Annotated in this window: 21 protein-coding genes; 10 read left to right on the forward strand and 11 right to left on the reverse strand. The window is 62.6% G+C overall.

Annotated elements, in window-relative coordinates; genetic code table 11:
* The first annotated feature begins 45 nt into the window (after positions 1 to 45).
* The 5 genes from pdhA (at position 46) to GGC65_RS00510 (ending at position 4,279) form a co-directional block, all read left to right on the forward strand.
* Entirely contained in the window at positions 46 to 1,116 is a 1,071-nt protein-coding gene (gene pdhA, locus GGC65_RS00490; RefSeq protein WP_192645365.1) for a pyruvate dehydrogenase (acetyl-transferring) E1 component subunit alpha, read from the forward strand.
* 1 nt (position 1,117) lies between these two features.
* Entirely contained in the window at positions 1,118 to 2,503 is a 1,386-nt protein-coding gene (locus GGC65_RS00495; protein WP_192645366.1) for a pyruvate dehydrogenase complex E1 component subunit beta, read from the forward strand.
* A gap of 28 nt (positions 2,504 to 2,531) precedes the next feature.
* Entirely contained in the window at positions 2,532 to 3,131 is a 600-nt protein-coding gene (locus tag GGC65_RS00500; protein WP_225940610.1) for a hypothetical protein, read from the forward strand.
* Positions 3,132 to 3,215: 84 nt separating this feature from the next.
* Positions 3,216 to 3,929, forward strand: coding sequence for a serine O-acetyltransferase (gene cysE / locus GGC65_RS00505; RefSeq protein ID WP_192649329.1), 714 nt, complete (start codon positions 3,216 to 3,218; stop codon positions 3,927 to 3,929).
* Positions 3,929 to 4,279, forward strand: coding sequence for a DUF2794 domain-containing protein (locus GGC65_RS00510; protein ID WP_192645367.1), 351 nt, complete (start codon positions 3,929 to 3,931; stop codon positions 4,277 to 4,279). Before cysE ends, GGC65_RS00510 begins: the two co-directional genes overlap by 1 nt.
* Here the strand turns inward: GGC65_RS00510 and GGC65_RS00515 are convergent.
* The 3 genes from GGC65_RS00515 to GGC65_RS00525 form a co-directional block, all read right to left on the reverse strand.
* Complete coding sequence (locus tag GGC65_RS00515; protein WP_192645368.1) at positions 4,257 to 5,330, reverse strand: hypothetical protein; 1,074 nt, start codon at positions 5,328 to 5,330, stop codon at positions 4,257 to 4,259. The genes GGC65_RS00510 and GGC65_RS00515 overlap by 23 nt on opposite strands.
* 77 nt (positions 5,331 to 5,407) lie before the next feature.
* Entirely contained in the window at positions 5,408 to 6,058 is a 651-nt protein-coding gene (locus GGC65_RS00520; RefSeq protein ID WP_192645369.1) for a DUF4328 domain-containing protein, read from the reverse strand.
* Positions 6,059 to 6,117: 59 nt separating this feature from the next.
* Positions 6,118 to 7,020 carry an SDR family oxidoreductase gene (locus tag GGC65_RS00525; protein WP_192645370.1) on the reverse strand — a complete coding sequence of 301 codons (903 nt, stop codon included), beginning with the start codon at positions 7,018 to 7,020 and terminating at the stop codon, positions 6,118 to 6,120.
* A 200-nt stretch (positions 7,021 to 7,220) separates the two neighbouring features.
* Here GGC65_RS00525 and GGC65_RS00530 point away from each other — a divergent pair, with 200 nt between their 5' ends.
* The gene (locus GGC65_RS00530; RefSeq protein WP_192645371.1) at positions 7,221 to 8,588 is read left to right on the forward strand and encodes an OprO/OprP family phosphate-selective porin; all 1,368 of its coding nucleotides are present in this window, start codon (positions 7,221 to 7,223) and stop codon (positions 8,586 to 8,588) included.
* A 209-nt stretch (positions 8,589 to 8,797) separates the two neighbouring features.
* Here the strand turns inward: GGC65_RS00530 and phoB are convergent, their stop codons facing one another.
* The 6 genes from phoB to GGC65_RS00560 form a co-directional block, all read right to left on the reverse strand.
* Entirely contained in the window at positions 8,798 to 9,496 is a 699-nt protein-coding gene (gene phoB, locus GGC65_RS00535) for a phosphate regulon transcriptional regulator PhoB (protein ID WP_192645372.1), read from the reverse strand.
* On the reverse strand, positions 9,496 to 10,215 hold the full coding sequence (gene phoU / locus GGC65_RS00540) for a phosphate signaling complex protein PhoU (RefSeq protein ID WP_192645373.1): 720 nt from the start codon (positions 10,213 to 10,215) through the stop codon (positions 9,496 to 9,498). The genes phoB and phoU overlap by 1 nt, the downstream gene beginning before the upstream one ends.
* A gap of 25 nt (positions 10,216 to 10,240) precedes the next feature.
* Positions 10,241 to 11,023, reverse strand: coding sequence for a phosphate ABC transporter ATP-binding protein PstB (gene pstB, locus GGC65_RS00545; RefSeq protein WP_192649330.1), 783 nt, complete (start codon positions 11,021 to 11,023; stop codon positions 10,241 to 10,243).
* Between the two features lie 2 nt (positions 11,024 to 11,025).
* Positions 11,026 to 12,282, reverse strand: a complete 1,257-nt coding sequence (gene pstA, locus GGC65_RS00550; protein WP_192645374.1) for a phosphate ABC transporter permease PstA — start codon at positions 12,280 to 12,282, stop codon at positions 11,026 to 11,028.
* Entirely contained in the window at positions 12,275 to 13,651 is a 1,377-nt protein-coding gene (gene pstC, locus GGC65_RS00555; protein ID WP_192645375.1) for a phosphate ABC transporter permease subunit PstC, read from the reverse strand. The genes pstA and pstC overlap by 8 nt, the downstream gene beginning before the upstream one ends.
* A gap of 172 nt (positions 13,652 to 13,823) precedes the next feature.
* Positions 13,824 to 14,873 (reverse strand): substrate-binding domain-containing protein, encoded by a 1,050-nt coding sequence (locus tag GGC65_RS00560; protein WP_192645376.1) that lies wholly within the window; start codon positions 14,871 to 14,873, stop codon positions 13,824 to 13,826.
* A gap of 329 nt (positions 14,874 to 15,202) precedes the next feature.
* Between GGC65_RS00560 and GGC65_RS00565 the strand changes: the two genes are divergently transcribed.
* The 4 genes from GGC65_RS00565 to GGC65_RS00580 all read left to right on the forward strand — a co-directional run bounded on the left by GGC65_RS00565 (position 15,203) and on the right by GGC65_RS00580 (position 18,154).
* Positions 15,203 to 16,537, forward strand: a complete 1,335-nt coding sequence (locus GGC65_RS00565) for a reverse transcriptase domain-containing protein (protein ID WP_192645377.1) — start codon at positions 15,203 to 15,205, stop codon at positions 16,535 to 16,537.
* Between the two features lie 5 nt (positions 16,538 to 16,542).
* A complete protein-coding gene (locus GGC65_RS00570; RefSeq protein ID WP_192645378.1) occupies positions 16,543 to 16,893 on the forward strand; it encodes a hypothetical protein in 351 nt (116 codons plus the stop codon).
* Positions 16,894 to 16,921: 28 nt separating this feature from the next.
* Positions 16,922 to 17,230: a putative quinol monooxygenase gene (locus GGC65_RS00575; RefSeq protein WP_192645379.1), complete on the forward strand. Its 309-nt coding sequence runs from the start codon at positions 16,922 to 16,924 to the stop codon at positions 17,228 to 17,230.
* Positions 17,231 to 17,602: 372 nt separating this feature from the next.
* Positions 17,603 to 18,154, forward strand: a complete 552-nt coding sequence (locus GGC65_RS00580) for a hypothetical protein (RefSeq protein WP_192645380.1) — start codon at positions 17,603 to 17,605, stop codon at positions 18,152 to 18,154.
* A 1-nt stretch (position 18,155) separates the two neighbouring features.
* Here the strand turns inward: GGC65_RS00580 and GGC65_RS00585 are convergent, their stop codons facing one another.
* Entirely contained in the window at positions 18,156 to 18,584 is a 429-nt protein-coding gene (locus tag GGC65_RS00585) for a nuclear transport factor 2 family protein (protein ID WP_192645381.1), read from the reverse strand.
* A 152-nt stretch (positions 18,585 to 18,736) separates the two neighbouring features.
* On the reverse strand, positions 18,737 to 19,462 hold the full coding sequence (locus GGC65_RS00590) for a hypothetical protein (RefSeq protein ID WP_192645382.1): 726 nt from the start codon (positions 19,460 to 19,462) through the stop codon (positions 18,737 to 18,739).
* Positions 19,463 to 19,507: the final 45 nt, after the last annotated feature.

The following is a 19,507-nucleotide window of genomic DNA, read 5'->3' on the forward strand; positions in this document are numbered from 1 at the left end:
CTATATGGCGGCTTGCCGTAACGGCTAAATGCAAAGGAACCCGTCTTGGCCAAAGCACCTGCGCGAACCTCCCCCGCGCCCAAAAAGACTGCATCCACTCCGGCCGCCGCGAGCAATCGCGAGCAACCGCGCGAACCCGTCCCCTATGACGCGACGCCCGAAGAGCTGGAAAAATTCTATCGCGAGATGCTGCTCATCCGCCGCTTCGAGGAAAAGGCGGGGCAGCTTTACGGCCTCGGCCTGATCGGCGGTTTCTGCCACCTCTATATCGGTCAGGAAGCCGTCGCGGTCGGCCTGCAGTCGGCGCTTGACGGCGACAAGGACAGCGTGATCACCGGCTACCGCGACCACGGCCATATGCTCGCCTATGGCATCGACCCCAAGGTCATCATGGCCGAACTGACGGGACGCCAGGCCGGCATCTCGAAGGGCAAGGGCGGCTCGATGCACATGTTCAGCGTCGAGCATAAATTCTATGGCGGTCACGGCATCGTCGGCGCGCAGGTGTCGCTCGGCACCGGGCTGGCCTTCGCGCACAAATATCGCGGCGACGGCGGCGTAGCGATGGCCTATTTTGGCGACGGCGCCGCGAACCAGGGCCAAGTCTATGAGAGCTTCAACATGGCTGAGCTGTGGAAGCTGCCGATCATCTTCGTGATCGAGAACAACCAATATGCGATGGGCACGTCGGTCAACCGCGCGTCGGCCGAGGACCAGCTCTATCGCCGCGGCGAAAGCTTCCGCATTCCGGGCATGCAGGTCGACGGCATGGACGTGCTCGCGGTGCGCGGCGCGGCCGAAGCGGCGCTCGAATGGGTGCGCGCGGGCAAGGGCCCGGTGCTGATGGAGCTCAAGACCTATCGTTATCGCGGCCACTCGATGTCCGACCCCGCCAAATATCGCAGCCGCGAGGAAGTGCAGGCGGTGCGCGACAAGAGCGACGCGATCGAACATCTGAAAAAGCTGATGACCGATGCCGGCATCGGCGAGGACAAGTTCAAGGATATCGACAAGGAAATCCGTCAGATCGTTGCGGACTCGGCCGACTTCGCGGAAAGCGCGCCCGAACCCGAACTTCATGAACTTTATACCGACGTGCTGGTGGAGCAATATTGAGATGGCCATCGAATTGAAAATGCCGGCGCTGTCGCCGACGATGGAAGAGGGCACGCTCGCCAAGTGGCTCGTCAAGGAAGGCGATGCGGTGAAATCGGGCGATATTCTCGCCGAGATCGAAACCGACAAGGCGACGATGGAATTCGAAGCGATCGACGAGGGTACGATCGGCCAGATCCTCGTTGCCGAGGGCACCGACAATGTGAAGGTCGGCACCGTGATCGCAACGATCACGGGCGACGGCGAGGAAACCGCCGCTCCGGCTGCTGCGCCTGCGCCCGCCGCTGCTCCCGAGCCCAAGGCGGAAACTCCGGCTCCCGCTCCGGCACCTGCCGCAGCCCCGGCCGCTGCTCCCGCCGCAGCCGAACGCGCATCGGACCCCGCGATCCCCGAAGGCACCGCCATGGCGCGCCTGACCGTCCGCGAAGCGCTCCGCGACGCGATGGCCGAGGAAATGCGCAAGGACGACCGCGTCTTCGTGATGGGCGAGGAAGTCGCCGAATATCAGGGCGCGTACAAGGTCACGCAGGGCCTGCTCCAGGAGTTCGGCCCGCAGCGCGTCGTCGATACGCCGATCACCGAATATGGCTTTGCCGGTCTCGGCGCGGGCGCGGCGATGGGCGGTCTCCGCCCGGTCATCGAGTTCATGACCTTCAACTTCGCGATGCAGGCGATCGACCACATCATCAACTCGGCGGCAAAGACCAACTATATGTCGGGCGGCCAGATGCGCTGTCCGATCGTGTTCCGCGGTCCGAACGGCGCCGCAGCGCGCGTCGGCGCGCAGCACAGCCAGAATTACGCGCCCTGGTATGCGAGCGTCCCCGGCCTGATCGTGATCGCGCCCTATGACGCCGCCGATGCCAAGGGGCTGCTGAAGGCCGCGATCCGCACCGAAGACCCCGTCGTCTTCCTCGAGAACGAGCTGCTCTATGGCCGCAGCTTCGACGTTCCCGAAGTCGACGATTTCGTCCTGCCGATCGGCAAGGCGCGGATCATGCGTCAGGGCAGCGACGTCACCATCGTCAGCTATTCGATCGGCGTCGGGCTCGCGCTCGAAGCGGCCGACCAGCTGGCGGGCGAGGGCATCGACGCCGAGGTCATCGACCTTCGCACGATCCGCCCGCTCGACACCGCGACGGTGCTCGCCAGCCTCAAGAAGACGAACCATCTCGTCATCGTCGAAGAGGGCTGGCCGACCTGCTCGATCGCCAGCGAACTCGCGATGGTCGCGATGGAGCATGGCTTCGACGATCTCGATGCGCCCGTGATGCGGGTGTGCAACGAGGATGTGCCGCTGCCCTATGCGCACAATCTCGAAAAGGCCGCGCTGATCGACACCCCGCGCGTCGTGGCAGCCGTGAAGGCGGTCCGCAATCGCGCCTGACGACCAAGAGACGGCCTTCTATCCCGATATGCGCGATCCGCGCGTGCTGGTCTCCGTACCGCACGCGCGGCGCGCCGCGATGTCGGCGCTATGGGGATTGGCTGCGCGGCTGACCAAGCTGCTGCTCGACGCGCGCGAGCCGCTGATCGGGCAGATCAAGCTCGCCTGGTGGCGCGACATGGCGGCGCTGGTGGCGAGCGATCCCGCGGCGCTGCCGAAGGGCGAGCCACTGCTTGCCGAACTTCAGGCGACATGGGCGGGGCAGGGCGGTCTCGACGCGCTTGTCGATGCCGCCGAGGCGATGCTGCTGGCCGAGACGGACGAAGAACGACGGGCGGCGTCCGAGAGCTTCGGCGGGGAGCTTTTCAAGCTGTCCGGCGGTGAGGAAGCTGGCGGAACACGGTGGGGCCTGTTGTGGGGCGCCGGGGTCGAAGAAAGCGAGCGCGAGGCGCGCGATCTGCTCGGCCATGCCAAAATACTTCCCGCGCCGCCGCGCCGGGTCTTCGCCGGAAACCGGTCGCTTTTGATGCTCGACCGCTGGGCCGCGAAGATCGCGAGCCATGACGGCGAACGGAACCTGCGCAGGGAGGGCCTGCTCCTCCTGCGCATCGGCCTTTTCGGGCGCTGACGACTAAAAGCGCATCGGGGGTGGAAATAGCGCCTCCAAACAACTATCTTGGCCAGAACAAACGGGGTCGCAGGGGACAATGCGATGTTCAACGGGCTGGTCGCCTATCTCGATTCGATCAAGGCGCGCGACCCTGCGCCGCGGTCGCGCTGGGAAATTCTACTCTATCCGGGTTTGGTTGCGGTGGGTTTGCACCGTGTCGCGCATTGGCTGTTCGAGGCGCGGCTGTTCTTCCTCGCGCGCTTCGTCAATCATTTGTCGCGCTTCCTGACCGCGGTCGATATCCATCCGGGTGCGACGATCGGACGCCACCTGTTCATCGACCATGGTTTCGGCGTCGTGATCGGCGAGACCGCCGAGATCGGCGACAATGTTTCCATCTATCAGGGCGTGACGCTCGGCGGCACCGACCCGGCGAACGGCATTGGCGGCAAGCGCCATCCGACCCTCGCCAATGACGTTATCGTCGGATCGGGCGCCCAGATCCTCGGTCCCGTCACCGTCAACGCGCGCGCGCGCGTCGGTGCGAACGCCGTGGTGACCAAGGATGTGCCCGAGGGCGCGGTGATGGTCGGCATCCCGGCGCGCTCGACCTTGCTCGATGCAACCGAATATGCGCGCGAGTTCGTGCCCTATGGCACGCCGTGCAGCGAAACCTTCGACCCCGCGACGCAGAAGATCGAGCTGCTGCAATGCCAGCTCGATATGATGCAAAAACAGCTGAAGGCCTTGCTCGACGAACGCGAAGTCGCTGAGGACCAGGCGCCGCGGCGCAAAGGGAGCCGGACCGGGGCCTGATGGGAACGGTGACGCCCTTGCCGTTCGGAAATAACCGGGCGGTCCCGCAGCAGACCGGTTTCGAGCGTCCCGAGCTCATGCGTATCCTTGATCTCTACGGCCGGATGGTCGCCGCCGGGCACTGGCGCGACTATGCGATGGATTTCCACCGCGACGCGGCGATCTTCTCGGCCTTTCGCCGCGCTGCCGAGCGCCCCGAATATCGCATAGAAAAGCGCCCCGCCTTGCGGAGCCGGCAGGGCATGTGGGCCCTTGTCTCCGAAGCCGGGGCGATCCTGAAACGCGGGGACGAGCTTTCCAATGTGCTCGCCCCCGTCGAACGCAAGCTTATGAAGCTGGTTGGAGACTGACCGTACGGGTCGTCGCGGGCAGCTGATTCGCGAGATTGTCGGGCAGGAAGCCCACGACCACCGCCCGCGCATTCTGCCAGAAGGCCGAGAGCAGCAGCAACGCCGAGCCGATCACGAACGCCGTCAGCGCGACATTGAGCTCGACCGCGCCAAAGGTGTTGAACAGCTGCGTCATCGCGAACAGCACATAGGCGAGCGCCGAGACGAGCAGGGCGCGGCGGTCGATCGCGAGCGCGAGCAGCCCAAACAGGATATAGACGCCGATCACCATCACCGCAGCAGCGCTGCCGATGTCGTCGCCGCGCGTGACGCCGAGCAAGTGGAAGATCGGGTGCGCGATCATCGGTGCGGCGAGCAGGTGGAGCCAGAAGGCGACGTCGCTGCGGCGCGTCTGGCGCACCCGGTCGCTGCGATCCCACCACATGGCAAGCGCGAAGACGCCGAGGCCGGCAATCAGCACCAGCGCCATTGGCAGCGTGCCGTCGGGGCTGGGCATGCCGGTGATCGCGAGCACGAGCGCGACCGCGGTCGCAGCGAGCGCGGCGGTTCCGGCGGCGACGGTGATCGGCACCATGAAGCGCTTCCAGTGGAGCCAGGTCGCCGCCGCGGTGACCAGCGCCATCGATCCGATCAGGATCGCACCGGTCGTTTCGCCGACATCATTGCCGAAAATGGACTCGCCATGCTTGACGAGGATGCCGACCATCGTCGCGAACACACCGCCCGAAAAGGCGAGGACGAGGACGATGCTGGGCAGCGCCATGCGGCGCTTGCGGGTGAAATATTCGGCGAGGAACCACGCCGAGCCGGCGACGAACGCGCCGCCGAGCGCGGGGTGGATCGAGGCGCCGATCCAGCCGACCGCGACGAGCAGGATCACCGCCGCGATGCTGACAAAAATATCGTTGAAGCCGGTGATAAGGCGGAATGATTCCTCATCCGCTCCGGGAGCGGCGCGCACCGATGCGATATGCGACCGGAAAGCCAATGCGGCCTCCGGCGTCAGTACCTTTGCATCGACCGCAGCTTGCAGGTCGCTTTCACTATACATCGGGGTCGTCCTTCTGTCCGATCCCCTTGCCCCGCATCGCTTTTAGCAGAACTGTATTAGTGATGCAATACGATAAGTCAGGCAAAAATATGCGCGGGCGACAGCCGGTCGCGCTGCGCCTCGGTGACGCGCTCGACAAGGCGCATGCCGACGACGAACAGGACGAGGCTGAGCACCGACGAAATGGCGCCCAGATAGAGTGAGGTGCTGACCATTTCGGTGCTGGTCGCGCGAAAGCTCATCTGGATCGAAATATTGGCGCTGATGTTGGAGGCGAGCCAGACCGTCCACCACAGGGTCAGGATCGGGTCGCCGCGATCTATGTCGCTGCCGCCCGCGTGGCTCGCGTTCCAGATTTGCCGCATCGCGCGGAAAGGTTGGACGAGATTGGCGAAGGGCACGAAATACCAGCCGACGGCCCAGCCGGGGGTGAAGTCGAAACCCGCGATGCCGGCCGCGACAACATTGGCGGCGGCGCGATATATCCACATCGCGAAGAAGACGATCGTGACCAACGATACGAGCGTGTTGACCAGCAGCACGGCAAGATAGAGCTGTTCCATCGGTGTGGGATCGGGATTGGCGAGGATGATGTCGCCGTTGATTTCGCCGATCTCGCCCGCGAGCAGCGCGACCGTCACGGCAAATCCGACGATCAGCAAGGTTTTGACGATCTTCGCCCGCCGCTGAAGCAGCTCGATACCGTCGCCCAGGTTCATTTCCGCCATGTCATCCCCCCGCACAGGAACGCCGCCCCGGCGCCCCTATGCGGAAAGATGTAACAGGATCAGCCCAGCGCCATCAACGCCTTCATGACGTTCATCGACTGCTCGCTGCCCGATTGCGGGACGATTTCGCCATTGCGGTCGATGATCTTTTCCCACGCCGCGGCGACACCCTCGGGCGTGCGCTCGCCTTCGGGAAGCGCGACGCCGGGGGTCATGGTGACATAGGCGGCGTGGAACGCACCTGCGCCCGCGCCGACGATCATGTTCGTGGGCGCGTCCTCGCTGACCAGATAGAGCGCGGCGGGGACGACATTCTCGGGCGTGAACTTCTCGAACAGCTCGGCGGGGAAGATATCCTCGGTCATGCGCGTGCCCGCGACGGGCGCGATCGTGTTGCAGCGAATATTATATTTCGCGCCTTCGAGGTGGAGCGTCTTGGTGAGCCCTGCGAGGCCCAGCTTTGCCGCGCCATAATTGGCCTGCCCGAAATTCCCGTAGAGGCCGGTCGACGAGGCGGTCATCAGGATGCGGCCATAGGCCTGTTCGCGCATCAGGTCCCAGCATGCCTTGGTGACGTTGGCGCTGCCGCTGACATGCACCTTCAGCACCAGGTCGAAATCGGAGGGCTCCATCTTGGCGAAGCTCTTGTCGCGCAGGATGCCGGCATTGTTGATCAGGACGTGGACGCCGCCCCATTCTTCCTTCGCCTTGGCTACCATTTCGACCATCTGGTCATATTCGGTGACGCTGCCGCCGTTCGAGATTGCGGTGCCGCCCGCGGCACGGATTTCCTCGACGACCTGCAGTGCGGCGTCCGAATGGCCGGTGCCGTCGCGCGATCCGCCGAGGTCGTTGACGACCACCTTTGCCCCGCGCCGCGCGAGTTCGAGCGCATAGGCGCGGCCAAGGCCGCCGCCGGCGCCGGTAACAATAGCCACGCGGCCGTCAAATTTGATCGTCATGATGGTCTCCCGGAAAGGGCGTGCCTCAAGAAAGGTTGCCCGAAAAAACTGGAACGTCCTTAGCCGTTCGCGCTTGGCAGGCAAGGGGGTGAAAAAATGACGGCTGAAACAAAAATGTCACGCAAATGACGTGCATATGTCATGCAAGCGTCATAGCAGCGCCTCGAGCTTGTCACCTTTCGCAACGGAGCAAATCCCTCATGCGTCATGCCCTCACCGCCGCGTTGCTGGCGACGTCGATGTTCAGCCTGCCGACCGCAGCGCACGCGCAGGCAATGACCGCTGAAGAGGCTGCGCAGCTTCGTGCCGAACTCGCGGCGCTGAAGGCGCAGGTCCGGACACTCGAAACGCGGCTCGACGCCGCGACCGCGCAGCCGACCCCTGCGCCGGCTCCGGTCCCGACACCGTCGCCGTCACCGTCGGTGACCGCCAAGCCCGCGACCGAGATTAGCTGGAAGGGGGCGCCCGAGATCAAGACCGCCGACGGCTGGAGCTTCAAGCCGCGCGGGCGGATGCAGTTCGACGTCGCGGGCATCGATGCGCCCGCAGGCGTTCTGGGAACGCGTGGCGGTTTGACGACCGAAATACGCCGGGTGTTCCTGGGATTCGACGGCAAGATTCCGGGAGGCTTTTCATACCGCGCCGAAGCCGATTTCGCTGGCGGCTCGGCCGAACTGACCGACGTCTATCTTACCTATGGCTCGGGGCCGCTATCCGTCACGGTCGGGCACGTCCGACACTTTACGTCGCTCGAAGATGTGACGAGCGACTTGTTCACGAGCTTTACCGAGCGTGCAGCCTTTGTGCCGGCCTTCGGTTTCGAACGCCGCGTCGGCATCGGGGGCCAATATAAGGGAAAGCAGCTTCTCGCGCAGGCGGGCGTCTTTGGTGACGATGCCAACAGTCTTTTGGACGACAAGAACAACAGCATGAGCGTCGACGGGCGGGTGATTTGGATGCCCAAATTCGGCAGAACCCAGCTGCATCTCGGCGGATCCGTCCATTTTCGCGATTTCAATGACCTGTCGACGACCGCGCGCTATCGCGCTCGACCCTTTATCCACACGACCGACGTGCGTCTGGTCGATACCGGTGACATCAGCGCCACCGGCGAGCACGGTTTTGGGCTGGAGGGGGCGTTGATGTCGGGGCCGTTCCATGCATCGGGCGAAGCCTTCTGGCAGAGGATGAAGCGCCCCGGCCTGGCCGACCCGACCTTCTTCGGCGGCTATGCGGAAGTCGGCATGTTGCTGACCCCCGGGGATAGTCGCAGTTACAGGGATGGTGCGTTCGACCGGCTAAGGCCGTCGAAACCGATCACCGACGGTGGGATCGGGGCGGTAGAGATCAACGCGCGCTACGACCATCTCGATCTCAACGACGCCGGAATCGTTGGCGGTAAGCAAAAGACGGCGCTGATCGGTCTCGTCTGGGCGCCGATCGATTATATCCGTATCATCGCCAATTACGGCAAGTTGTGGATCGACGATGCGCGCATCCCGACCCTCACGGGCGACCGCAGCTATACGGCCGATACCTTCGGGCTTCGGACGCAGATGGATTTCTGATTTATCGGAACCCCCGCATTGGGGTGGGAAGCGGTCGTTTGAGTAGTGCTCGAATGTCCCCTCCCGCCTGCGGGAGGGGCAGCGAGGCTTGCCAGCTTGCTGGCTAGCCGCAGCGGGGTGGGCCATCGCTACGTTGCTGCCCACCCCCGACCCGCCCGCAAGCGGGAGGGGAGATTACGGCAGCTTACGCTCGCTGGCCGACTTCTAAATCAGACGCTCTTGCCCGCGTCCAGCGCATAACCCGCCGACCGCACGGTGCGGATGATATCGCTCGTCCCCGGCAGGTTGATCGCCTTGCGCAGGCGCCGGATATGGACGTCGACCGTGCGCAGTTCGATGTCGCTGTCCTGGCCCCACACGCTGTCGAGCAATTGCCCGCGCGAGAAGACGCGGCCCGGATGCTCCATGAAGTGGCGGAGCAGGCGGAACTCGGTCGGACCCATTGCGACGATCTGGCTGTTGCGCACGACCTTGTGCGCGACCGAATCCAGCTCGATGTCGGCATAGGTCAGCATTTCGCCCGCAAGCGCGGGGCGCAGACGGCGGAGCACCGCCGACACGCGCGCGACCAGCTCGCGCGGGCTGAACGGCTTGGTGACATAGTCGTCGGCGCCGGTCTCGAGCCCGCGGATGCGATCCTCTTCCTCGCCGCGCGCGGTGAGCATGATGATCGGGACATTGGCCGATTTGGGGTTGCGGCGCAGGCGCCGGCACACTTCGATGCCGGGCAGGCTCTCGATCATCCAGTCGAGCAGGACGATGTCGGGCACGCGTTCCTCGACGAGGACGAGCGCTTGCTCGCCATCGGGGGTCTGGCGGACCGAAAAGCCCTCGCGCGCGAAGTGCCAGACGATGAGCTCGGCGATCGCCTCGTCATCTTCGATCAGCAACAGGTCGGGCTGCGGCATCAGCCTTGCTCCTGTTCCGCGGCGCCGTCTTCGGGCTGTTCGCCGCGTTCGCGTTCCTCCATCCGTTCACCGGTCACGACATAATAGACCATCTCGGCGATGTTGGTTGCGTGGTCGCCCATGCGTTCGAGGTTCTTGGCGACGAACAGCAGGTGCGCGCTCTCGGTGATATGCTTCGGATTTTCCATCATGAAGGTCACGAGGGTGCGGAAGATGCTGTTGTAGAAATCGTCGACATTCTTGTCGCGCACCGTGACGCGGACCGCGAGGTCGGCGTCGCGTGCGGCAAAGCTGTCGAGCGCGTCGTGGATCAGTTCCGCGACCGCCGAGGACATCGACATCAACACCGGGATCGCCTCGATCTGGCGCGTCTGGTCCATCAGCGCGACGCGCTTGGCGATATTCTTCGCATAGTCGCCGATGCGTTCGACGACCGAAACGATTTTCAGCGCCGCGATCATCTCGCGAAGGTCGTCGGCCATCGGTGCCCTGAGAGCAATCGTCTGCACCGCGAGCTGTTCGACTTCGGCCTCGAGCGCGTCGATCTTCTTGTCGTCGCGCACGACTTGCGCCGCGAGGTCGAGGTCGCCGCTGTTGAGCGCGCTCATCGCCTGGAGCAGCGCCTGTTCGGCACGGCCGCCCATCTCGCTGATCAGGCCGCGGAGGCGGTTCAGATCCTCGTCGAAAGCCTTGACCGTATGATCGTTCGTAACTGCCATTGCTTCGTCCTTCTTCGGCCGGGGCTTAACCGTAACGGCCGGTGATATAATCCTTGGTCCGTTCCTGCTTCGGGTTGGTGAAGATGTCGGTCGTCTTCCCATATTCGACCAACGTCCCGAGGTGGAAAAAGGCGGTGCGCTGCGACACGCGGGCCGCCTGCTGCATATTGTGCGTGACGATCACGATCGCATATTTGCCGCGCAGTTCGTGGATCAGTTCCTCGATCTTCGCGGTCGCGATCGGGTCGAGCGCCGAGCAGGGCTCGTCCATCAGGATGACTTCGGGATCGACCGCGATCGCGCGCGCGATACACAGCCGCTGTTGCTGGCCGCCCGACAGCGCGGTGCCGCTTTCGCCGAGGCGATCCTTGACCTCGTCCCACAGGCCAGCGCGCACCAGCGCGCGTTCGACGATGACGTCGAGGTCGGCCTTCGACGGCGCGAGGCCGTGGATGCGCGGGCCATAGCCGACATTGTCATAGATCGACTTGGGGAAGGGGTTCGGTTTCTGGAACACCATCCCGACGCGCGCGCGGAGCTGCACGACGTCCATCGACGGCGCATAGATATCCTCGCCATCGAGCTCGATCTTGCCGGTGACACGCGCGCTGGCGACCGTGTCGTTCATGCGGTTCAGCGAGCGCAGGAAGGTCGACTTGCCGCAGCCCGACGGGCCGATGAAGGCGGTCACGAGGTCGGTGCCGACGTCGATCGACACGTCGTTGATCGCCTGTTTCTCGCCATAGAAGACGTTGACGCCATGCGCCTTCATCTTGGGGTCGATAATGGTCAAATCGTCTTGGGTCATGATCACCAGCGTTTTTCGAATTTGTTGCGAAGATAGATCGCAAAGGCGTTCATCGACAGCAGCACGATAAGCAGCACGATGATCGCGGCGGAGGTTTTCTCGACAAAGCCCCGGTCGACTTCGTCCGACCAGAGGAAGATCTGCATCGGCAGCACCGTCGAGGGCGAGCAGATGCCCCCCGGCACGTCGCCGATGAAGGCGCGCATGCCGACGAGGAGCAGCGGCGCGGTCTCGCCCAGCGCGCGCGCCATGCCGATGATCGTGCCGGTCAGGATGCCGGGCAGGGCGAGCGGCAGGACGTGATGGAACACCACCTGCACCGGGCTCGCGCCCACACCCAAAGCGGCATCGCGGATCGACGGCGGCACCGACTTGATCGCGTTGCGGCTGGCGATCACGATCACCGGCATCGTCATCAGCGCCAGCGTCAGCCCGCCGACGAGCGGGCTAGCCTGGCACAGGCCGAACCAGTTGATGAACACGGCGAGCGCGAGCAGGCCGAAGATGATCGACGGCACCGCGGCCAGATTGTTGATCGACACTTCGATCAGGTCGGTCCAGCGGTTCTTCGGCGCATATTCCTCGAGATAGAGCGCCGCGAGCACACCGGTGGGGAAGGCGATGAGGAAGGCGATGAAGATCGTCAGCACCGATCCCTTGAGCGCGCCCCAGATGCCCGCGACCGCCGGATCGGTGGCGTCGGCATTCTTGAAGAAGGGCCAATGGATGCCTGTCGACAGCTTGCCCTGCTTCTCCAGCGCATCGACCTTTGCGCCGAGCGCGCCCTTCGCGCCTTCCTTGGCGGCAATGTCGACTTCGGACGAGGCGGGCAGTTCGAACACCGTCTTGGCCGTAAGCAATTCGGGGTCGGCCTTGATCGCGCTGCGCACTTCCTTCCACGCATTTTCGGAAATCAGCTTCGATCCGTCTGTCCCCAGCGCCTCGTCGGCGGCAAAGGCGACGATGTCGGAGAGGCCGGCGTTCGCGATCACCTGATCGGCGTCGGCATCGGCGAGGCGCGCCTTGTCGATCGTCAGCGGCATCGCCTTGAAATCGACCGGCACCGCGACATGCGTATACATGAAGCCGCGCGCGCCGTTGCCGACCATCACGAAGAGCAGGAAAGCGAGGAACGCTCCCGAGAGCAGCACCGCGCCCAGCCCGAGCAGCTTGAAGCGGCGCTCGGCGGCGTAGCGGCCCGCGATGCGCTTCTGCATCACGGCGCCTTTCCAGTCGGTGGGGGCGGTTTCCCTATTCATAAGCTTCACGATACTTTTTGACGATGCGCAGCGCGACGATGTTGAGCAGCAGCGTAACGATGAAGAGGACGAGGCCGAGCGCGAAGGCGGCGAGCGTTTTCGCGCTGTCGAACTCCTGGTCGCCGGTGAGCAATTTCACGATCTGCGCCGTCACCGTGGTGACGCTGGCGAAGGGGTTGGCGGTCATGTTCGCCGACAGGCCCGCCGCCATCACCACGATCATGGTTTCCCCGATCGCGCGGCTGACCGCGAGCAAGATGCCGCCCATCACGCCCGGAAGCGCGGCGGGGATCAGCACCTGGCGGATCGTCTCGTTCGGCGTCGCGCCCAATGCCAGCGATCCGTCGCGCATCGCCTGCGGCACCGCGTTGATGCTGTCGTCGGCCATCGAGGAGACGAAGGGGATGATCATCACGCCCATCACGATACCCGCGGCGAGCGCGCTTTCGGTCGAGGCATTTGGAATGCCGAGCATCACCGCGAACTCGCGCAAAGCGGGCGCAACGGTCAGCGCGGCGAAATAGCCGTAGACGACCGTTGGCACGCCCGCGAGGATCTCGAGCAAAGGCTTCACCCATTTGCGCACCGTCGGCGCGGCATATTGGGTGAGATAGACTGCGGTCATCATCCCGATCGGGATCGCGACGATCATCGCGATGATCGCACCGATCAAAATCGTGCCCCAGAAGAGCGGAATGCCGCCGAAGGTGTCGGGCTGCGGCGCGCCGCTCGTCGGCGCCCATTCGGTGCCGAACAAGAGTTCGGTCGGCGAGACGAGCCGGAAGAAGCGGATCGATTCAAAGAGCAGCGAGAGCACGATGCCAAAGGTCGTGAGGATCGCGACGAGCGACGCGAGCAGCAGGAACAGCATCACGATCTTTTCGACGCGGCTCCGCGCCCGGAAATCGGGCTTGATCCGCGTGAAGGCATAGAGCCCGCCCGCGAGCGCCAGCGCGAGCATCGCGGCGATGCCGATCCACGCATATTTCTGGCTCGCGTCGGCATAGGGCTTCACCAGCGGCGCTGCGGCGGGCAGGCGGACCGCGGCTTGGCTTCCCTGTGCGACCGCGCGCGCGTCGGACAGGATCGCGCCGCGCTCGAAACCGAAGGAGGGGAGGTTTTGCGCGGCCTCGGTCGTAAGCACCTGGTTGGTGATCAGCGCGGGCGAGACCGAAGACCAGACGGCAAGGAACAGCGCGGCGGGGGCGAACAGCCACAGCGCGACGTACCAGCCATGATATTGCGGGCGCGAATGCAGCTTTTCGCCCGCACGGCCGGCCAGCAGGTTCGACCGCGCGCGGCCGGCCAGCCAGCCGATCAGGGCTAACCCTGCGATCAAAAGCAAAAGGGCGGCGGCGTTGAAGGTCACTTGCTTCTCTTAACCGGCCCCCAATTCCGTTCGCCCTGAGCTTGTCGAAGGGCCGTTCTGTCCTGAGGAAAGAAGGACGGTGCTTCGACAAGCTCAGCACGAACGGGGGAGGGGGAGTAAAAAGACGGTGGCCGGATCGGGCGAACCCGCCCGGCCACCAGCGGGAGGAAACTTATTTGAGCTCGGCGCCGTTCAGCGCGGTCATCGCCTTGCCGTTCGAAGCCGCGAGATCGGCGATCGCCTTCGGCGACACGATCAGGCCCTTGGCGCCCAGATAACCGCCTTCGCCCGCGCCCTTCAGGAACTCGGCGACATATTCGGCGAGGCCGGGGACGACGCCGACATGCGCCTTCTTCACATAGATGAACAGCGGACGCGAACCGGGGTAGCTGCCGTCGGCGATCGCGGCATAGGTCGGGGCGACGCCCTGCACCGGAACCGCCTTGATCTTGTCCTTATTGGCATCGAGATAGCTGAAGCCGAAGATGCCGAGGCTGGTCGGGTTCTTGTCGAGCTTCGAGATGATGAGGTTATCATTCTCGCCCTGCTCGACATAATAGGGCGCGCCGCGCAGCGTGGTGCAGGTCGCCTCATGCTTTTCCTTGTCGCTGTCCTTCAGCGCCTTCATCTCCGCATTGGCGTCGCAGCCCTTGCCGAGGATCAGCTCCTTGAACGCGTCGTAAGTGCCGCTGGTCGACGGCGGACCAAAGACCGAGATCGCGACCGCGGGGAGGGCAGGGTTCACATCCTTCCACGTCTTTGCGGTGTTCGGCTTGCCATAGGGGTTGGCCGCGAGCGCCTTGTAGACATCTTCTTCCGACAGCTTGAAGCCCGGGCCGCGCGCCGCTTCGCCCAGCGCGATGCCGTCGATGCCGACCTGGATTTCGACGATCTCCTTCACGCCGTTCGCGGCGCAGGTGTCATATTCCTTCTTCTTGATTCGGCGCGATGCGTTCGCGATGTCGGGTGTGTCGCCGCCGACGCCGGCGCAGAAGCGCTCGAAGCCGCCGCCGGTACCCGTGCTGTCGATCTTCGGCGTCTTGTTGCCCGTCGCTTCGGCGAACTTCTCGCCGACCGCGGTGGCAAAGGGATAGACGGTCGAGGAACCGACCGCGCTGATATAATCGCGCGCGCCGCCGCCCGAAGACGCCTGATCCTGGCACGCGGAAAGCGCCAGCGCGCACGTCGCCGCACCAGCGATAAGGGCAAATTTCTGGAACATCCGGGTAATCCTGTCGGGGGTCGTTACCGAACCAAGCCGCCACCCCCGCGGCGACTCGCTGAGCCGCCAATGGGGGAGTTGTGTGACGTGTATGTGACAGAGGGTGTCATATAAGTGTCACGGGATGGGTGGCGGCTATCAAGAGCTTGACAAACAAGATCAGATTGTCACGAAGGAGAAAGGGCCTGTGAGCAGAACCTTCTGCTGAAGTTTCGCGGCAGTTGAATAGTATGCGAGGATTTCTTGCTACTGGATAAATCGACAATGATGATCCGAATAGGACAATTAATGCGGATTCACCGGAATCGCATGAGAGTGCTCACAGGCCCATGCTAATCGATCTAAAGGCTTGCAAGGATAAGCGTGACCTCGCTCATCTCTTAGGATTTCAGCTCAAAACGATAACTTACCAGATTAACATCGCTCCCGACGCTGAAAAATATAAAAAAATATGCATAAGTAAAAAGAATGGTAATTCAAGAACGGTTTTTTCACCAAATCCTATTCTAAAATCTATACAAAATAGCCTTCTTGAGATCATAACTTCTTGTTATGATCAAATTCATGGTGGAATGAATTATCCGGTAAGCTTCGGTTTTATTCCTAATCTAAACATTTATGACAATGCGAAGCGCCATATAGGAAAACGCTGGGTATTCAATGTCGATATAAAAGACTATTTTGACTCAATAAATTATGGTCGCGTTTGGAGGTATCTGCAAAAGAACAAGAATTTTCTTTTGAATGCTGAAATCGCAACAATGATTTCGCAGATTGTTTGCTTTGACGGTCGCCTTCCACAGGGCGCTCCTACTTCTCCGATGATGGCAAATTTAGTGTCAGGGTCATTGGATTACCGATTGCGATCATTGGCCTCTGAGCACAAGTGCACCTATTCTCGATACGCTGATGATATCACGTTTTCGACAAATTTGCGGGATTTTCCTGAGGAGGTGGCTCGATATGATGAACCTTCCGGGAGTTGGCTGCCGGGTAAGGGTCTCTTGTCCTGCGTAAGTAGAGCTTGGTTTTCACTAAATGATGGTAAGACAAGGATGTCCTATCGTCGCAGTAAGCAAGTGGTGACCGGGCTAATTGTAAATAAAAAGGTGAATGTCGATAGGGAGTATTTCAAACTTGTCCGCGCCAATATACATCATCTCTTAACAGGTCGCCCGGTCATTCTGCAGGAGTTCTGCGATCCGTATGGTGAAAATTGCGATGGCAAGGAAGTCAAGAATAAAAATGGAATGAGTCTTATTGAAGGAAGGATAAATTTTTGCTTTGAGATAAATGATCAAGGCGATGAAAGAACGGATAATGCAAAATTTTTCAAGCCAAGCTCAGTTAGAAAAACGTACAGGGATTTTTTGATTTATAAATATTTTATACACGGAGATAGGCCGATACTAATCACTGAAGGTGAAAGTGATATTGTATATATGGCTGCCTATCTGAAAGCGAGATCTTTGCCATTGGCTAATTTAGTAGATGTATCTCCGCCGGATAATCGCAAAATTTTGATCGATTTCTATCAGTTTCCTAAGAGACCCTCGAAAATTATCGGCATGACAGGCGGTACTTCTGGCGTGGCATTCGCGCTTAAATGGGTTGGGGAGATTTTACCGCGCTTGGGCAAAAATGTTTCACGCCGCAAATTCTAATTCTCTTGGATAACGATGAAGGCCTGAAGCCCGTAACAGAAATGTGCAAAACGGTCTTCTCCAAAGAGTTGTCATTAGACAACAACGCGGACTACGTGGAAATCGATAAGTTCATTAAAATTGTAAAAACTCCTCATATCGGAGGGAAGAAGAAAACTTGCATAGAAGATTTTCTCCCTGATGCGCCTAAGAAGGATTCTGTAAGCGGAAAAACGTATAGTTCTAAGCCGGATTTCGACGCTACAAAGCACTTTGGTAAGATTGTCCTTTCACACCGGATCTATGACCAAAGAGATTCATTGGACTTTTCTAAATTTGACAAAGTGGCAGACAGAATGTCGAAAGCTCTAAGCTAGAGGCAAATTTGCTTTGCGTGGAAATGTCATGATCCTCATCACCGGCCACGTCATCCTCACCCCCGAGCATCGCGAGCGCATGATCGCGCTCGGTGCCGAGCATAGCGCGCGGTCGCGGTCCGAGCCGGGGTGTCTGGCGCATAATTGCCATATCGATGTCGAAAACCCCGACCGGCTGATGTTCGTCGAGGAGTGGGAGAGCGTCGACGCGGTCCGTGCCCATTTCGCGCTGCCCGCCTCGCGCGCCTTCGTCGCCGACATGCGCGCGCGCTCGCCCGAGCCGCCCGCGATCCGGATTTATGCCGCCGAGGATATCACCGCGACGCTGATGGGCTGACCTGACTCCCCTCCCTTCGGGGAGGAGTTGGGGGAGGGCATGTTTCGCGAGCCTCGCGTGGCTGGCCCGCAGACCCTCCCCAAACCCCTCGCGCAGGTGGGAGGGGCTTCGCAAAACCGCTGTCCTACATTATCGCACCATGTCACCGTCGCACCGGCTCTTTGATGTCGTCGATCGTTCGCGCCTCCGCTGCCGCCCGGGCTTAAGGCGACAAAGGAGGCAGTTTCGTGCGCTGCGTCCGTATCCTTTGTCGCTTTAACGGGGACGCCGCCCGCCATCGGCCGGATCGATAAGCCTTTGTATTTCGTGCCGCCCGCTTGCCCGCCGCGCCGCATTTTGCCACAGCGCCGACGGGGCATATCCGGGGGGACTATGAGCGGGCTTGAATTCATCATGTCGCTGTTCGGGCTGATCCTCGGCCTCGCGCTGGCCGAGGGGCTGGGCGGGCTGGCGAAGGCGTTGAAGGCCAGCCACCGCGTCCGCATCGGCTGGCCGACGACCTTGCTCGGCCTGTTCGTCTCGTGCGACGTTGTCACCTTCTGGATGTATGGCTGGACGCTCCGCGACGCGCTGCCGCTGAACTGGGCGGTGATGTTCGGCGGCTTTGTCGTCACCGCCATCTATTATGTCGCCGCCAGCCTCGTCTTCCCCGACGATATCGAGGCGTGGGACGATCTCGACGCCCATTTCGACAAGCACCGGCGCAAGGTGATCGGCGGCATCTTCCTGTGCAATGTCGCGCTGATCGCCGCGACCTTCGCGCTGCTCGGCACCGGCTGGACCGGCGGGCTGCGCGCGGCCGTGGTGACGTGGAGCTTCTTTCCGGTCGCGGCGCTGGCGATCTGGGCCAAGGACCGGCGCATCGTCTGCGCCTGCCTGATCTGGCTGCTCGCGACCTATCCGCTCTCGGCGGTGTGGGCCTGACTCACTGTACCGCGGTGGTCTTGGCGACGACGCGCCACCCGGCATCGGTGCGATAGAGCAGCAGCTGGTCGACGTAGCGGTCGCCGCCGAAATGCAGTTCATAGGTGACCGCGCTCATCGCCGGCGTCGCGTCGCGGCGGTCGAGGACGCGCCCGCTCGCCGCGGGATCGGGCCGCGCCGCCCAGTCGCCGAGCACCTCGGCAAAGCGCTTGCAGCCGATCGGCGTCGCGCCCTTGTCGGCAAGCGTGCAAAATTGCCCGTCGGGCAGGAACAGCGCCCGAAGTGTTTCGACCCGCCCGCTGCGCAGCCCCTCGACATAGGCTTCGAGCGCGGTTTCGGGCGAGGACGGGGTGGGAGCCGCCATCGCGGGTCCCGCCGCGAGCAGGGCCGCAGCGCAGGGAAGGGCAAGGCGTACCGGACCGAGGGGCATCGCATGAAACTCCCGCCGCAAATCAGCCCTGCTTTTTAGCCCGTCCCGCGCGGATTCTCCAGCCTCTGCGGATCGCGCCCCGGACGGCAAAAGGGCCCCGAACCGCGTCCGGGGCCCCCTGTCGATCGGCCTGTCCGATTTGGCCGGTCGGGTCAGCCGCCCGTGGGCGTCGTCGCTGCGGGCTCGGCCGCCGGCGCGGCTTCGGTTGCCGGCGCGGCAGCTGCAGCCGGAGCCGCCACGGCCGCAGGCGTGATCACCGCAACGCCCGCTGCGGGCGCGAGCTGCGCGGTCGGGACGATCACCGCGCCCGCCGGGATCGAATAGGCCAGCGGCTCGTTCGTCCGCGCCATCAGATGCTGGCCGTTCGGGATGATCGCCGACTTGCCGGTGACGAAAGCGCCGAACACGCCGACCGCGATTGCTGCGCCGACCGCGGCGCCGGTGTTGCCCTGACCCTCCTGACGGTGCATGCCCGCCAGCGGCAGGCGGTGGCCGTTGGGCAGCGTCAGTTCGTTGAAGGTGATCTCCATCTTCGCCGACTTGCCGAACGCGCCCTTGCCGGTGCGCCACGTCACCGTGCCCATGCCGCGCGTGCCCTTCGGGATCACGACGACGCCATTGTGCATCACGTCGAACACCGTGTGCATCGGGATCGTGTGTCCCTCGCGCAATTTCTTGCTGTTCGCCTCGGCATCAGGCGTCAGGATCACTTCGGTATAGGACGGCAGCGTCAGGCCGGGTGCCGGCGCCGCGATGGCAACGGCGGGCGCGGCGACGACCGCCGGGACCGCAGCGGGTGCAGCGGCGGTTTCGGCCGCGGGTTCGGCGGCAGCGGCGGGCGCCGCGGCTTCCTGCGCCTGAACCGAGATTGAAAGCATAGCAAAAGAGACCGCAAAAGCGGACGCGCCCCTCAGGTAATTCAT

This window comes from Sphingopyxis sp. OAS728, assembly GCF_014873485.1.
Classification (GTDB): Bacteria; Pseudomonadota; Alphaproteobacteria; order Sphingomonadales; family Sphingomonadaceae; genus Sphingopyxis.

Excerpts from the sequence above, each read along its gene's own strand:
- GGC65_RS00495 (WP_192645366.1), top strand. The coding sequence starts at position 1,118 with ATGGCCATCGAATTGAAAATGCCGGCGCTGTCGCCGACGATGGAAGAG.
- GGC65_RS00500 (WP_225940610.1), top strand. The coding sequence starts at position 2,532 with ATGCGCGATCCGCGCGTGCTGGTCTCCGTACCGCACGCGCGGCGCGCC.
- cysE (WP_192649329.1), top strand. The coding sequence starts at position 3,216 with ATGTTCAACGGGCTGGTCGCCTATCTCGATTCGATCAAGGCGCGCGAC.
- GGC65_RS00510 (WP_192645367.1), top strand. The coding sequence starts at position 3,929 with ATGGGAACGGTGACGCCCTTGCCGTTCGGAAATAACCGGGCGGTCCCG.
- GGC65_RS00515 (WP_192645368.1), bottom strand. The coding sequence starts at position 5,330 with ATGTATAGTGAAAGCGACCTGCAAGCTGCGGTCGATGCAAAGGTACTG.
- GGC65_RS00520 (WP_192645369.1), bottom strand. The coding sequence starts at position 6,058 with ATGGCGGAAATGAACCTGGGCGACGGTATCGAGCTGCTTCAGCGGCGG.
- GGC65_RS00525 (WP_192645370.1), bottom strand. The coding sequence starts at position 7,020 with ATGACGATCAAATTTGACGGCCGCGTGGCTATTGTTACCGGCGCCGGC.
- GGC65_RS00530 (WP_192645371.1), top strand. The coding sequence starts at position 7,221 with ATGCGTCATGCCCTCACCGCCGCGTTGCTGGCGACGTCGATGTTCAGC.
- phoB (WP_192645372.1), bottom strand. The coding sequence starts at position 9,496 with ATGCCGCAGCCCGACCTGTTGCTGATCGAAGATGACGAGGCGATCGCC.
- phoU (WP_192645373.1), bottom strand. The coding sequence starts at position 10,215 with ATGGCAGTTACGAACGATCATACGGTCAAGGCTTTCGACGAGGATCTG.
- pstB (WP_192649330.1), bottom strand. The coding sequence starts at position 11,023 with ATGACCCAAGACGATTTGACCATTATCGACCCCAAGATGAAGGCGCAT.
- pstA (WP_192645374.1), bottom strand. The coding sequence starts at position 12,282 with ATGAATAGGGAAACCGCCCCCACCGACTGGAAAGGCGCCGTGATGCAG.
- GGC65_RS00560 (WP_192645376.1), bottom strand. The coding sequence starts at position 14,873 with ATGTTCCAGAAATTTGCCCTTATCGCTGGTGCGGCGACGTGCGCGCTG.
- GGC65_RS00565 (WP_192645377.1), top strand. The coding sequence starts at position 15,203 with ATGCTAATCGATCTAAAGGCTTGCAAGGATAAGCGTGACCTCGCTCAT.
- GGC65_RS00575 (WP_192645379.1), top strand. The coding sequence starts at position 16,922 with ATGATCCTCATCACCGGCCACGTCATCCTCACCCCCGAGCATCGCGAG.
- GGC65_RS00580 (WP_192645380.1), top strand. The coding sequence starts at position 17,603 with ATGAGCGGGCTTGAATTCATCATGTCGCTGTTCGGGCTGATCCTCGGC.
- GGC65_RS00585 (WP_192645381.1), bottom strand. The coding sequence starts at position 18,584 with ATGCCCCTCGGTCCGGTACGCCTTGCCCTTCCCTGCGCTGCGGCCCTG.
- GGC65_RS00590 (WP_192645382.1), bottom strand. The coding sequence starts at position 19,462 with ATGCTTTCAATCTCGGTTCAGGCGCAGGAAGCCGCGGCGCCCGCCGCT.